The sequence below is a fragment of the Streptomyces sp. PL-25 genome, assembly GCF_058344915.1.
The window spans coordinates 1,490,125-1,504,020 of sequence record NZ_CP136997.1 but is presented as its reverse complement, the minus strand read 5'-3'; the positions used below and the strand labels follow the sequence as shown (position 1 = coordinate 1,504,020).

9 protein-coding genes, 2 rRNA genes and 2 pseudogenes are annotated in these 13,896 nt (G+C 70.0%); 11 read left to right on the top strand and 2 right to left on the bottom strand.

Features of this window, described 5'->3' with window-relative positions; translation table 11 throughout:
- Window positions 1-4: 4 nt before the first annotated feature.
- From R4Z62_RS06665 to R4Z62_RS06650, 4 genes and pseudogenes are all read left to right on the top strand, one after another.
- A 23S ribosomal RNA gene (locus tag R4Z62_RS06665) occupies window positions 5-3,122 on the top strand.
- 105 nt (window positions 3,123-3,227) lie between these two features.
- Window positions 3,228-3,344 (top strand): 5S ribosomal RNA (rrf, locus tag R4Z62_RS06660).
- Window positions 3,345-3,450: 106 nt separating this feature from the next.
- Window positions 3,451-4,737: pseudogene (locus R4Z62_RS06655) on the top strand (hypothetical protein); the annotation flags it as partial.
- Window positions 4,738-4,791: 54 nt separating this feature from the next.
- A complete protein-coding gene (locus R4Z62_RS06650) occupies window positions 4,792-5,649 on the top strand; it encodes a tetratricopeptide repeat protein (RefSeq protein WP_491521846.1) in 858 nt (285 codons plus the stop codon).
- A gap of 108 nt (window positions 5,650-5,757) precedes the next feature.
- Here R4Z62_RS06650 and R4Z62_RS06645 read toward each other — a convergent pair whose 3' ends face one another.
- Entirely contained in the window at window positions 5,758-7,053 is a 1,296-nt protein-coding gene (locus tag R4Z62_RS06645; protein WP_389600860.1) for a DUF1015 domain-containing protein, read from the bottom strand.
- Window positions 7,054-7,124: 71 nt separating this feature from the next.
- On the opposite strand from R4Z62_RS06645, the gene R4Z62_RS06640 reads away from it, so the two are divergent.
- From R4Z62_RS06640 to R4Z62_RS06625, 4 genes and pseudogenes are all read left to right on the top strand, one after another.
- Entirely contained in the window at window positions 7,125-8,153 is a 1,029-nt protein-coding gene (locus R4Z62_RS06640) for an HAD-IIA family hydrolase (protein ID WP_491519326.1), read from the top strand.
- Window positions 8,154-8,196: 43 nt separating this feature from the next.
- Window positions 8,197-9,241, top strand: a pseudogene (locus R4Z62_RS06635) (FecCD family ABC transporter permease).
- A 155-nt stretch (window positions 9,242-9,396) separates the two neighbouring features.
- Complete coding sequence (locus tag R4Z62_RS06630) at window positions 9,397-10,392, top strand: FecCD family ABC transporter permease (protein WP_064537287.1); 996 nt, start codon at window positions 9,397-9,399, stop codon at window positions 10,390-10,392.
- A 14-nt stretch (window positions 10,393-10,406) separates the two neighbouring features.
- Window positions 10,407-11,285 carry an ABC transporter ATP-binding protein gene (locus R4Z62_RS06625; RefSeq protein WP_107440778.1) on the top strand — a complete coding sequence of 293 codons (879 nt, stop codon included), beginning with the start codon at window positions 10,407-10,409 and terminating at the stop codon, window positions 11,283-11,285.
- Here R4Z62_RS06625 and R4Z62_RS06620 read toward each other — a convergent pair.
- The gene (locus tag R4Z62_RS06620; protein ID WP_355484252.1) at window positions 11,269-11,616 is read right to left on the bottom strand and encodes a sterol-binding protein; all 348 of its coding nucleotides are present in this window, start codon (window positions 11,614-11,616) and stop codon (window positions 11,269-11,271) included. The genes R4Z62_RS06625 and R4Z62_RS06620 overlap by 17 nt on opposite strands.
- 42 nt (window positions 11,617-11,658) lie before the next feature.
- Here R4Z62_RS06620 and R4Z62_RS06615 point away from each other — a divergent pair, with 42 nt between their 5' ends.
- From R4Z62_RS06615 to R4Z62_RS06605, 3 genes are read left to right on the top strand one after another with little or no spacing between them, the layout of a single operon-like run.
- A complete protein-coding gene (locus R4Z62_RS06615) occupies window positions 11,659-12,009 on the top strand; it encodes a hypothetical protein (protein ID WP_491519325.1) in 351 nt (116 codons plus the stop codon).
- Window positions 12,010-12,016: 7 nt separating this feature from the next.
- Window positions 12,017-12,832 carry a TlyA family RNA methyltransferase gene (locus tag R4Z62_RS06610; RefSeq protein WP_389600870.1) on the top strand — a complete coding sequence of 272 codons (816 nt, stop codon included), beginning with the start codon at window positions 12,017-12,019 and terminating at the stop codon, window positions 12,830-12,832.
- Complete coding sequence (locus R4Z62_RS06605) at window positions 12,829-13,752, top strand: NAD kinase (protein ID WP_079158856.1); 924 nt, start codon at window positions 12,829-12,831, stop codon at window positions 13,750-13,752. Before R4Z62_RS06610 ends, R4Z62_RS06605 begins: the two co-directional genes overlap by 4 nt.
- The last annotated feature ends 144 nt before the right edge of the window (window positions 13,753-13,896 follow it).

Here is a 13,896-nt window from a genome sequence, read left to right as displayed (position 1 = left end):
CTGTGGCCAAGTTTTTAAGGGCGCACGGTGGATGCCTTGGCACCAGGAACCGATGAAGGACGTGGGAGGCCACGATAGTCCCCGGGGAGTCGTCAACCAGGCTTTGATCCGGGGGTTTCCGAATGGGGAAACCCGGCAGTCGTCATGGGCTGTCACCCGCTGCTGAACACATAGGCAGTGTGGAGGGAACGCGGGGAAGTGAAACATCTCAGTACCCGCAGGAAGAGAAAACAACCGTGATTCCGGGAGTAGTGGCGAGCGAAACCGGATGAGGCCAAACCGTATGCGTGTGAGACCCGGCAGGGGTTGCGTATGCGGGGTTGTGGGATCTCTCTTCTACGGTCTGCCGGCCGTGGGACGAGTGAGAAACCGTTGATGTAGGCGAAGGACATGCGAAAGGTCCGGCGTAGAGGGTAAGACCCCCGTAGTCGAAACATTAGCGGCTCGTTTGAGAGACACCCAAGTAGCACGGGGCCCGAGAAATCCCGTGTGAATCTGGCGGGACCACCCGCTAAGCCTAAATATTCCCTGGTGACCGATAGCGGATAGTACCGTGAGGGAATGGTGAAAAGTACCCCGGGAGGGGAGTGAAATAGTACCTGAAACCGTGTGCCTACAAGCCGTGGGAGCGTCGGATGCAGCTTGCTGTATCTCGTGACTGCGTGCCTTTTGAAGAATGAGCCTGCGAGTTTGCGGTGTGTTGCGAGGTTAACCCGTTGTGGGGTAGCCGTAGCGAAAGCGAGTCCGAACAGGGCGGTGGAGTAGCACGCTCAAGACCCGAAGCGGAGTGATCTAGCCATGGGCAGGTTGAAGCGGAGGTAAGACTTCGTGGAGGACCGAACCCACCAGGGTTGAAAACCTGGGGGATGACCTGTGGTTAGGGGTGAAAGGCCAATCAAACTCCGTGATAGCTGGTTCTCCCCGAAATGCATTTAGGTGCAGCGTCGTGTGTTTCTTGCCGGAGGTAGAGCACTGGATAGGCGATGGGCCCTACCGGGTTACTGACCTTAGCCAAACTCCGAATGCCGGTAAGTGAGAGCGCGGCAGTGAGACTGTGGGGGATAAGCTCCATGGTCGAGAGGGAAACAGCCCAGAGCATCGACTAAGGCCCCTAAGCGTACGCTAAGTGGGAAAGGATGTGGAGTCGCAGAGACAACCAGGAGGTTGGCTTAGAAGCAGCCACCCTTGAAAGAGTGCGTAATAGCTCACTGGTCTAGTGATTCCGCGCCGACAATGTAGCGGGGCTCAAGCGTACCGCCGAAGTCGTGTCATTCACGCAAATAGCCCCAACGGGTGTGTGGATGGGTAGGGGAGCGTCGTCTGCCGGGTGAAGCGGCACTGGAAGGTAGTCGTGGACGGTTGACGAGTGAGAATGCAGGCATGAGTAGCGATTCACACGTGAGAAACGTGTGCGCCGATTGACTAAGGGTTCCTGGGTCAAGCTGATCTGCCCAGGGTAAGTCGGGACCTAAGGCGAGGCCGACAGGCGTAGTCGATGGATAACCGGTTGATATTCCGGTACCCGCTGTGAAGCGTCAAACATCGAGCATCGTGATGCTAAGGCCGTGAAGCCGCCCTGATCTCTTCGGAGTTGAGGGGAGTGGTGGAGCCGCTGAACCGAGCGGTTAGTAGGTGAGTGATGGGGTGACGCAGGAAGGTAGTCCATCCCGGGCGGTGGTTGTCCCGGGGTAAGGGTGTAGGCCGAGGTAGGTAAATCCGCCTTGCATATGCTGAGACCTGATGCCGAGCCGATTGTGGTGAAGTGGATGATCCTATGCTGTCGAGAAAAGCCTCTAGCGAGTTTCATGGCGGCCCGTACCCTAAACCGACTCAGGTGGTCAGGTAGAGAATACCGAGGCGTTCGGGTGAACTATGGTTAAGGAACTCGGCAAAATGCCCCCGTAACTTCGGGAGAAGGGGGGCCATGTCTGGTGATCGGATTTTCTCCGTGAGCTGGGGGTGGCCGCAGAGACCAGCGAGAAGCGACTGTTTACTAAAAACACAGGTCCGTGCGAAGCCGTAAGGCGATGTATACGGACTGACGCCTGCCCGGTGCTGGAACGTTAAGGGGACCGGTTAGCTCCATTTCGGTGGGGCGAAGCTGAGAACTTAAGCGCCAGTAAACGGCGGTGGTAACTATAACCATCCTAAGGTAGCGAAATTCCTTGTCGGGTAAGTTCCGACCTGCACGAATGGCGTAACGACTTCTCGACTGTCTCAACCATAGGCCCGGTGAAATTGCACTACGAGTAAAGATGCTCGTTTCGCGCAGCAGGACGGAAAGACCCCGGGACCTTTACTACAGTTTGATATTGGTGTTCGGTTCGGCTTGTGTAGGATAGCTGGGAGACTTTGAAGCGTGCACGCCAGTGTGTGTGGAGTCGTCGTTGAAATACCAGTCTGGTCGTGCTGGATGTCTAACCTGGGTCCGTGATCCGGATCAGGGACAGTGTCTGATGGGTAGTTTAACTGGGGCGGTTGCCTCCTAAAGGGTAACGGAGGCGCCCAAAGGTTCCCTCAGCCTGGTTGGTAATCAGGTGTTGAGTGTAAGTGCACAAGGGAGCTTGACTGTGAGACCGACGGGTCGAGCAGGGACGAAAGTCGGGACTAGTGATCCGGCGGTGGCTTGTGGAAGCGCCGTCGCTCAACGGATAAAAGGTACCCCGGGGATAACAGGCTGATCTTCCCCAAGAGTCCATATCGACGGGATGGTTTGGCACCTCGATGTCGGCTCGTCGCATCCTGGGGCTGGAGTCGGTCCCAAGGGTTGGGCTGTTCGCCCATTAAAGCGGTACGCGAGCTGGGTTTAGAACGTCGTGAGACAGTTCGGTCCCTATCCGCTGTGCGCGTAGGAGTCTTGAGAAGGGCTGTCCCTAGTACGAGAGGACCGGGACGGACGAACCTCTGGTGTGCCAGTTGTTCTGCCAAGGGCATGGCTGGTTGGCTACGTTCGGGAGGGATAACCGCTGAAAGCATCTAAGCGGGAAGCCTGCTTCGAGATGAGGGCTCCCACCCACTTGATGGGGTAAGGCTCCCAGTAGACGACTGGGTTGATAGGCCGGATCTGGAAGCACGGTAACGTGTGGAGGTGACCGGTACTAATAGGCCGAGGGCTTGTCCTCAGTTGCTCGCGTCCACTGTGTAAGTTCTGAGGCAACGAACAGTTGCCGGCTTTGAGCTGAACTCACAATTAAAGAGTGTGCTTGTTCGCTCGAAACCATTAGGGTTTCGGTGGTCATAGCGTGAGGGAAACGCCCGGTTACATTCCGAACCCGGAAGCTAAGCCTTACAGCGCCGATGGTACTGCAGGGGGGACCCTGTGGGAGAGTAGGACACCGCCGAACAATCTTTGGAGGACCCCTGGTCACCAGCGTTCAGCTGGGACCAGGGGTCCTTTTGTTTTTTCGTCACACACAGCTTGGAGCGCGCCGGGTACCCGGTTGCGTGAGAATGATTTTGCGGTACAGCAGACAGGAGTCACCGATGTCCACCAACTCTCCCGACGAGCGTCCGGACCGCGATCAGCGCCGCCGGGACGTTGGTGACCGCGGCGAACGCGGTGACCGTGGCGGCTTCCGCGGCGGGCCGCGCCGCAGCGACGACCGTGGTGGCTACACCGGCCGTCGTGACGACGACCGTGGATACGGCCGGCGTGACGACCGTGACCGTGACCGCGGTGGGTACGGCGGCCGTCGCGACGACCGCTCGGACCGTCCCGACCGCGGCGACCGCCGGGACAGCGGTGACCGTGGTGGCTTCCGCCGTGGCAGCGGCGACCGCCCCACCTACCGCCGTGACGACCGCAGGGACGACCGTCGTGATGACCGTGGCGATCGCGGTGGCTTCCGTGGTGGTCGTGACGACCGCCGGGACAGCGGCGACCGCGGCGGTTTCCGCCGCGAGGGCGGCGACCGCCCGACCTACCGCCGTGACGACCGTCGCGATGACCGCCCCGGCAGCGACCGTGGTGGCTTCCGCCGTGACAGCGGCGACCGGCCCACCTACCGCCGCGATGACCGGCGGGACGACCGCCGCGACGACACCCGTGGCGGGTACGGCGCCCGGCGTGACGACGACCGTGGGTACGGCCGGCGTGACGACCGTGACCGTGACCGCGGTGGGTACGGCGCTCGTCGTGACGACCGCAGGGACGACCGGCGGGACGACCGCCGCGATGACCGTGGCGATCGCGGTGGCTTCCGTGGTGGTCGTGACGACCGCCGGGACAGCGGCGACCGCGGTGGCTTCCGCCGCGAGGGCGGCGACCGCCCCGCCTACCGCCGCGACGACCGCAGGGATGACCGCCCCGGCAGCGACCGTGGTGGCTTCCGCCGTGACAGCGGCGACCGGCCCACCTACCGCCGTGACGACCGGCGGGACGACCGTCGCGACGACCGGCGGGACAACGACCGTGGCGGGTTCCGTCGTGACAGCGGCGACCGGCCCACCTACCGCCGCGACGACCGCAGGGACGACCGGCGGGACGACCGCCGCGATGACCGTGGCGACCGCGGTGGCTTCCGTGGTGGTCGTGACGACCGCCGGGATGACCGCCGTGACGACCGGGGCGGACGTCCCGGCGGCTTCCGCCGCGACGATCGCGGGGAGCGGGGCGACCGTGGTGACCGCGGGGGACGTCCGGGTGGTTTCCGCCGCGAGGGTGACCGTCCGTCCTACCGTCGTGACGACCGGCGGGACGACCGCAGGGACGACCGTCGCGACGACCGCCGTGGCGGCGGCCGCTTCCGTGACGAGCGGGACCGGGACCGCGACCGGGAGCCGATCAAGCGGCTGCCGATCCCGGAGGAGGTCACCGGCGACGAGATCGACAAGGACGTACGGCAGGAGTTGCAGAGCCTGCCGAAGACGCTCGCCGAGGATGTCGCCAGGAACCTGGTGATGGTCGCCCGGCTGATCGACGAGGACCCGGAGGGCGCCTACGGCTACTCCAGGGTCGCGCTGCGGCTGGCGTCGCGTGTCGCGGCCGTGCGCGAGGCGGCCGGGTTCGCCGCGTACGCGAGCCAGAAATACAGCGAGGCGCTGGCGGAGTTCCGGGCCGCGCGGCGGATGACCGGCAACGTGGAGCTGTGGCCCGTCATGGCGGACTGCGAACGCGGGCTCGGCCGGCCGGAGAAGGCGCTGGACATGGCCGGTGCCCCCGAGGTGCACAAGCTCGACAAGGCCGGGCAGGTGGAGATGCGGCTCGTCGCGGCCGGTGCCCGGCGCGACATGGATCAGCTGGACGCGGCCATCGTGACGCTCCAGAGCCCCGAGCTGGCCTCGAACTCCGTCCAGCCGTGGACCGCCCGGCTGCGCTACGCCTACGCCGACGCGCTGCTGGCCGCCGGCCGGGAGTCCGAGGCGCGCGAGTGGTTCGCGAAGGCCGTCGAGGCCGACCGGGACGGCAGCACCGACGCGTCGGACCGCCTGGCCGAGCTGGACGGTGTGGAGTTCACCGACGCGCTCGACGAGCACGGCGAGAACGACACGGCCGACGCGTCGGACGCGGTCGCCGCGACGGACAAGGCCGACGAGCCCGAAGCCGCCCCGCAGCACAGCGGCGCCGACGACGCTGAGAACGACGAGAACGACGAGAACGACGAGAGCGCCGTCGAGGCCAAGAACGACGAAGGCGTCGACAAGGACTGAGTCCTCGAGCGTCCTTGCGCCGCGAGAGTGACGACGAGAGTGACGAAGGGCGGGCCCCGGTCGATACCGGCCGGGGCCCGCCCTTCGTGCGTCACGGCCTCCCCGCCCTCACAGCTCCAGTGCCCGCAGCACCAGCCCAGACGCCGGTTTCGGGCCGAACGACGTCGACTTGCGGGGCATCGTGACGCCCTGCCGGGCCAGCTCGCGCACCACGTCCTCGCGGACCGGGTGCAGCAGGACGGCCGTCCCGCCGTCGCGTTCGGCCTTCGCCACGGTGGCGGCGGTGTCGTGGATGTAGGCGATACGGGCGGGATCGTCCTCGGGGATGTCCCAGACGTGCTCCAGGAGCGTGGCGTGCAGGACGGTCGCGTCGAGCCTGCGCCAGGCCGCCGGACGGTCGGCGGGGACCGTACGGTCCAGGAGACCGGGGTCGGGGCGGTCCACCAGATGGAAGGAGCCGTCGCCCGCGAGGAGGAAGGCGTTGCCCGCGCAGGCCGCGTCCGCCAGCACCTCCAGCGCCTTGGCCAGGGGCGTCCCGTCCAGCCGCCGCACCCGGAAGTGGCCGCCGAGCGCCGTCAGCGCGTCGGCGACCGGCAGTCCGTGCAGCAGGCGGTGGATGGCGCGGACCCGGAGCGGATAGCGGGCGGTGTCCACCAGCAGGACGAGGCCGTAGTCCCAGGCGCTGGGCGAGGGGTGCTCCGCGCGCAGGCGCCGGTAGGTCGCCCAGCGGTGGTGGCCGTCGGCGATGAGGGCCTGGTGCGTGGCCAGGTCCTCCCGGATCCCGGCCAGGTCGGCGGGGTCGGTGAGGGCCCACAGGCGGTGGCCGAAGCCGTCCTCGGTGGTGGTGGAGAGCAGCGGGGGCCGTTCGGCGGTGCGTTCGATGATCACGGTCGTCGCGGCGGTGGAGCCGTTGCCGCGGTAGGTCAGCAGCAGCGGTTCCAGGTTGGCGCTGGTCGCGCGCATCAGAGCGGCGCGGTCGGCGACGACGTGGGGCATCACGTCCTCGTGCGGCAGCACCACGCCCTCCGCCGGGTCCGAGACGCGCAGCGCGCCGATCAGGCCGCGTTGCAGCAGGCCGTCGCCGTCGCGCTGCTCGTAGACGTACAGGCCGGGTTCCGGGTCGGTGGTCAGGACGCCCTCGGCGAGCCAGCGGCGCAGGGTGTCGGCGGCCTGTTCGTTGCGGGCGTCGGGCGTGCCGGCCTGGGGCAGGATCAGCCGGACGATGTTGTGGGGGTCGGCGGACTGGAGGTGGTGCAGTCCGTCGGGGCGTACGACGACGTCGTAGGGGGGTGACGTCACGGCGGCCAGACTGCCGACCCGGTCGGGGTCGTAGCGGAGGCCCCGGAACGGAGTGAGGTCGAGGCCGCGGCGCGGTGTTGCCGGCGAGTGACCTGCTGTGTTCATCCCGGCATCGTACGTGTGTCAGTGGCATGAGGGATGATCGGGGGAAACCGGCACACGAGGAGCGATGCGGAATGAGTCAGGGCGTCAGGACCGGTCCCGAGGGCAGTGCGCGGGCGCTGAGCGAGGCGTACGACACGGCGCTGCTCGACCTGGACGGGGTGGTGTACGCGGGAGGTGAGGCCATCGCGCACGCCGTGGACTCGCTCGCCGCCGCCCGTGCGGGCGGCATGCACCTGGCGTACGTCACCAACAACGCCCTGCGCACCCCGGACGCGGTGGCCGCGCACCTGACCGACCTGGGGATACGGGCCGAGGCGTCGGACGTCGTCACCTCGGCGCAGGCGGTGGCCCGGCTGATCGCCGAACAGCTGCCGCAGGGGGCGCGGGTGCTGGTCATCGGTGGTGAGGGACTGCGGGTGGCGCTGCGCGAACGCGGCCTGGAGCCGGTGGATTCGGCCGACGACGACCCGGCGGCCGTGGCCCAGGGATACGGCGGCCCGGAGATGCCGTGGGGGCGGTTCGCGGAGGCGGCCTACGCCGTCGCGCGCGGGGTGCCGTGGTTCGCCTCCAACACGGACCTGACGATCCCGAGCGCGCGCGGCATCGCCCCGGGCAACGGCGCGGCGGTGGAGGTGGTCCGGATCGCCACGGGTGCGGAGCCGCAGGTGGCGGGCAAGCCGCTGCCGCCCATGCACCGCGAGACGGTGCTGCGCACCGGGGCGCGGCGCCCGCTGGTGGTCGGCGACCGGCTGGACACGGACATCGAGGGCGCGTTCAACGGCGGGGTGGACTCGCTGCTGGTGCTGACCGGGGTGACCGACGGGGCGCGGCTGCTGTCCGCCCCGCCCGAGCACCGGCCGACGTACGTCGACGCCGATCTGCGCGGACTGCTCACCGGGCAGCCGGAAGTCACCCGGACGGGTGAGGGTTTCCGGTGCGGCGGGTGGACGGCGACGGCGGGCGCAGACCGGCTGGAGCTGGCCGGTGAGGGTGAACCGCTGGACGGGCTGCGGGCGTTGTGCGCGGCGGCGTGGACGGCGGGCGGCGCGCGGGCGTGTGGGCTGGAGAGCGAGAAGGCGCTGGCCCGCCTGGGGCTGTGACGCACTGTCGAGGCCAGGGGAGGGGTTAGGTTACCCTAACCAGGTGTTGGTCGACAGTCCCCCCGAAGAGCGCGCGGCGCGGGCCGCCGCACCCCCGAGCCGTCGCGGGGCGCGCGCCGCCGGGCTGCTCGCGTCCGCCGCGCTGCTGCTGCTCGTCGCCCTGGCAAGCGTCGCGATCGGCGCCAAAGGGCTGAGCCCGGCCCCAGGTCTGGCACGGACTGTTCCAGGACTCGGGGACGTACGGCGACGTCGTGGTCGGCCAGCGGCTCTCGCGCACCCTGCTCGGACTGCTCGCCGGGTCCGCGCTCGGGCTGGCCGGTGCCGTGCTCCAGGCGCTCACCCGCAATCCGCTGGCCGACCCGGGCATCCTCGGCATCAACGCGGGCGCGTCGGCCGCCGTGGTCACCGCGATCACCTACCTCGGCGTGACCGGCCTGAGCGGCTATGTGTGGTTCGCTTTCCTCGGCGCCGCCGCGGTGGGAGCGCTGGTGTGGTTCCTCGGCGGCAGCCGGGGCGCCACGCCGGTACGGCTCGCGCTGGCCGGTACGGCGATCGGCGCCGCGCTCTACGGCTATGTCCAGGCCGTGATGATCACGGACGACGCGGCGCTGGGCCGGATGCGGTTCTGGACCGTGGGCTCCCTGGCCTCCGCCACGAACGAGACCGTCGTGCAGGTGCTGCCCTTCTGCGTCGCCGGCACCGTCCTCGCGCTGCTGCTGGCCCGGCCGCTGAACGCCCTGTCGATGGGCGACGACACCGCGCGCGCCCTCGGTGCCCGGCTGCACCGCACCCGGGCGCTGGCGATGCTCGCCGCGACCGTGCTGTGCGGGGCGGCCACCGCCGCCTGCGGTCCGATCGTCTTCGTCGGCCTCATGGTCCCGCACGTGGTGCGCTCGTTCACCGGGCCCGACCTGCGCTGGATCCTGCCCTACTCCACCGTGCTGTCGCCCGTGCTGCTGCTCGGCTCGGACGTGATCGGACGGATCGTCGCCCGGCCCGCCGAGGTCCAGGTCGGCGTCGTCACCGCGCTCATCGGCGGCCCGGTGTTCATCCTGCTCGTCCGGCGGCGGAGGACGGCCCAGCTGTGAAGACGCACCGCACCCCCACCGCGAAGACCCCCCGGACGACCGCCCTCGGAACGACTACCACCGAGGCGGCCGCCGCCGGAACCGGGACCGCGCACACCCCCGGTGCCCGCGCGCCCCGCGCCGTACGTGCCGTCCGCGCCCCCGGCGGGCTCTCCCTGCGCCTGGACGTACGGGCGTTCACCGTCGTCGTCCTGCTGACGCTCGCCGCGCTCGCCGCGGGCGTGGTGCTCATCGGCACCGGAGACTTCCCGATCGACGCCTCCGACGTACTGAAGACGCTGGCCGGACAGGGCGACGCGGGCCAGGAGTTCATCATCCGCGAACTGCGGCTGCCCCGGGTCCTGGTCGGCCTGCTGGTCGGCGCCTGCCTGGGCCTGGGCGGTGCGCTCTTCCAGTCGGTCGCCCGCAACCCGCTCGGCAGCCCCGACGTGCTCGGCCTCTCCCAGGGCTCGACCGCCGGCGCCCTGGTGGTGATCGTGCTGCTGTCCGGCAACGCCGCCGCGGTCACCCTCGGCGCGCTGGCGGGCGGCCTGGCGACCGGGCTCGCGATCTATCTGCTGGCCTGGAAGCAGGGCGTCCACGGCTACCGGCTCGTCCTGGTCGGCATCGGCGTCAACGCGGTCGCCACCGCGGTCAACGGCTATCTCCTCACCAAGGCGGACTTCGTCGACGCGGCCCGCGCGGTGAACTGGCTGGCCGGCTCGCTCAACGGCCGCGACTGGGACCAGGTCTGGCCGCTGCTCGCGCTGTGCGCCGTACTGCTCCCGCTCGTCCTCGGCAACGCGCGCGGGCTGCGCATGCTGGAGATGGGCGACGACGTCTCCTACGCCCTGGGCGTGCGCGTCGAGCGGGTGCGGCTGCTGCTGATGGGCTCCGCCGTCCTGCTCACCGCCGCCGCGACCGCCGCCGCCGGACCGGTCGCCTTCGTGGCGCTGACCGCGCCGCAGCTCGCCCGCCGCCTGACCCGCTCGCCCGGCCCGAACCTGGTCCCGTCGCTGTGCATGGGCGCCGCCCTGCTGGTCACCGCCGACTGGGCCGCGCAGCGCGCCTTCGGCGCCGACCAGTTGCCCGTGGGCGTGGTCACCGGCGTGCTCGGCGGGGTCTACCTGCTGTGGCTGCTGGTCACCGAGCGCCGGAAGGGCCGGATATGAGCAGCCGGCCGGACATGAGCAACCCGAGTACCACCGTGAACGACCCGAGGAGCACCGTGAGCCGCCTGTCCGCCGACAACGTCACCCTGGCCTACGACCAGCGCGTCATCGCCGAGGAGCTGTCGGTCGAGATCCCCGACAACTCCTTCACGGTGATCGTCGGCCCGAACGCCTGCGGCAAGTCCACGCTGCTGCGGGCCCTGTCGCGGATGCTCAAGCCCAGCCACGGCCGGGTGCTGCTGGACGGCCAGGTCATCCAGTCGATGCCGGCCAAGCAGGTCGCCCGGACGCTCGGGCTGCTGCCCCAGTCGTCGATCGCGCCCGACGGCATCACCGTCGGCGACCTGGTGGGCCGCGGCCGCTACCCGCACCAGGGCATCCTGCGGCAGTGGTCGGCCGAGGACGAGCGGGTCGTCCAGGAGTCCATGGAGCAGACCGGGGTCACCGCGCTCGCCGAACGGTACGTGGACGAGCTGTCGGGCGGTCAGCGCCAGCGGGTGTGGATCGCCATGGCCCTCGCCCAGCAGACGCCGCTGCTGCTGCTGGACGAGCCGACGACGTATCTGGACATCCAGCACCAGATCGACGTCCTGGACCTCTGCGCCGACCTGCACGAGGAGCAGGGGCGCACCCTCGTCGCCGTGCTGCACGACCTCAACCACGCGGCCCGCTACGCCACCCACCTCATCGCGCTGCGCGAGGGCGAGGTCATCGCCCAGGGCGCGCCGAAGGAGATCGTCACCGCCGAGCTGGTGGAGAAGGTCTTCGGGCTGCGCTGCCAGGTCATCGACGACCCGGAGACGGGCACCCCGCTGGTGGTGCCGGCGGCCCGCGCGGCCCGCGCGCGTCACGCCTCCGTGGCGCCGGGGGCCGAGGTCACAGCAGCTTCCTGAGCCGGAACAGGTCCAGCAGGCTCGCCTCAAGACGCACCCGGCCCGAACCCCAGGCCGTGGCGAAGTTCAGCTCGCCGCCGACCAGCGCGAGAAGGTCCTCGCCCGCCATGGCGAGCCGGATCTGCGCCCTGTCCCGCGGCGGGCCCGGCAGGGTCTCGCGCACGTCGATCCGGCCGCCGGTGAGACGGCCGGCGAAGGTGACGTCGAGATCCGTGATGTGGCAGCTCACCGAGCGGTCCAGGGAAGCCGCCGCACGGACGTCGCCCTGCGCGCCCGCCATGCTGTCCGAGAGCTTCTCGAGTGCGGTACGGCACTCCTCGATCGTGGCCATCGCGACCGACGGTACCCCAGGGCTTCGCGGTAGCGTCTGGGCATGAGCGACTCCGTGCCCGAGGCCGAGCCCCGGACGCCGGCGGCGGCCCCCGGCGAGCCCGCCGCCCAGCAGCCCGCCGGCCCTGCCGGCCCCGTCGCCGGGGAACCCTTCGCGCCCGCCCCGCTCGGCGTGCCCCGTACGCCCACCGGCGACGCGGACGTCGACGCCGCCCTGGAGCGGCTCGGCGACGCCGACCACCTCGGGACCGACGGGCACCTGGAGGTGTACGAGGATGTACACGGGGGGCTGCGCGACGCGCTCACCGCGCTCGACACCCGCCCGGGACTTCCGGGACCCCAGGGCCCCCCGGCGCCGTCGGCGCCTTCACCGCCGTACCGACACAGGAGCTGAACCGAACGTGGCAGGAGTCGCACGCCGCCGTCTCGACGCGGAACTGGTCCGCCGCAAGCTCGCGCGCTCGCGCGAGCACGCCGGCCAGTTGATCGCCGCGGGCCGGGTCACCGTCGGCAAGACCGTCGCGACCAAGTCCGCCACACAGGTGGAGACCGCCGCCGCGATCGTGGTCACCGCCGACGACAGCGACCCCGACTACGTCTCCCGGGGCGGCCACAAGCTGGCCGGCGCGCTGGCGGCGTTCGTCCCGCGAGGGCTCGTCGTCGAGGGCCGGCGGGCGCTGGACGCCGGCGCGTCCACCGGGGGCTTCACCGATGTGCTGCTGCGCGCGGGCGCCGCGCACGTCGTCGCCGTCGACGTCGGCTACGGGCAGCTCGCCTGGTCGCTCCGGCAGGACGAGCGGGTCACCGTCAAGGACCGTACGAACGTACGGGAACTGACCCTGGAGGCGCTCGACGGGGAGCCCGTGGGCCTCGTCGTGGGCGATCTGTCCTTCATCCCGCTCGGCCTGGTACTGCCCGCCCTGACGCGGTGCGTGACGCCGGACGCCGATCTGGTGATGATGGTCAAGCCGCAGTTCGAGGTGGGGAAGGAGCGGCTGGGCAGCGGGGGTGTCGTACGGAGTCCGCAGCTGCGGGCGGAGGCCGTGCGCGGCGTGGCCGGGAAGGCGTGGGAGCTGGGACTCGGGGTGCGGGGCGTCACCGCGAGCCCGCTGCCGGGCCCGTCCGGGAACGTCGAGTACTTTCTGTGGCTGCGTGCCGGGGCGCCCGCCCTGGACCCGGCCGATGTTGACCGTGCAGTGGCGGAGGGGCCGCGTTGACACAGGACCTAGCTCGGACACACACCCAGGCACGAACCGTCTTCCTGCTGGCCCACACCGGGCGGCCCGCCGCCGTGCGCAGCGCCGAGCTGGTGGTCAAGGGGCTGCTGAAGGCCGGGATCGGCGTACGCGTCCTGGAGGCGGAGGCGCGCGACCTGCCGCTGCCGGACGAGGTGCGGCTGGCCGCGGAGGCCACACCGCAGTGCCTGGACGGCTGCGAACTGCTGATCGTGCTCGGCGGTGACGGCACGCTGCTGCGCGGGGCGGAGTTCGCCCGCGCCTCGGGCGTGCCGATGCTCGGCGTGAACCTCGGCAGCGTCGGCTTCCTCGCCGAGGCCGAGCGCGACGACCTGGACAAGGTCGTCGACCGGGTGGTGTCCCGGGCCTACGAGGTCGAGGAGCGGATGACCGTCGACGTGGTCGTGCACCGCAACGGCGACATCGTGCACACCGACTGGGCGCTGAACGAGGCGGCCGTGCAGAAGGTGTCCGCCGAGCGGATGCTGGAGGTCGTCCTGGAGATCGACGGGCGCCCGGTGACCGGCTTCGGCTGCGACGGCATCGTGTGCGCCACGCCCACCGGGTCGACGGCGTACGCCTTCTCCGCGGGCGGTCCCGTGGTGTGGCCCGAGGTCGAGGCGCTGCTGATGGTGCCGATCAGCGCGCACGCGCTGTTCGCGAAGCCGCTGGTGACCTCGCCCGACTCGGTGCTGGCCGTCGAGGTGCTGCCGCACGTGCCGCCGGGCGTCCTGTGGTGCGACGGGCGCCGCACGGTCGAGCTGCCCCCCGGGGCCCGCGTCGAGGTGCGGCGCGGCGCCGTACCGGTACGGCTGGCCCGGCTGCACCACGCGTCCTTCACCGACCGTCTGGTGGCCAAGTTCGCCCTGCCGGTGTCGGGGTGGCGCGGGGCGCCGCGCTGAGCTGTGCCCCGGCACGGCGCCCGCCACCCCGCTTCGGCGGGGACCACCGGATCCGGAACTCGTCCCACACGGAAACGACCGGACCGCCCCCGCCACGGCGGGCGGCGCACTGGTGAACGAGCGTGCCGTCCATGGGTAACGGTA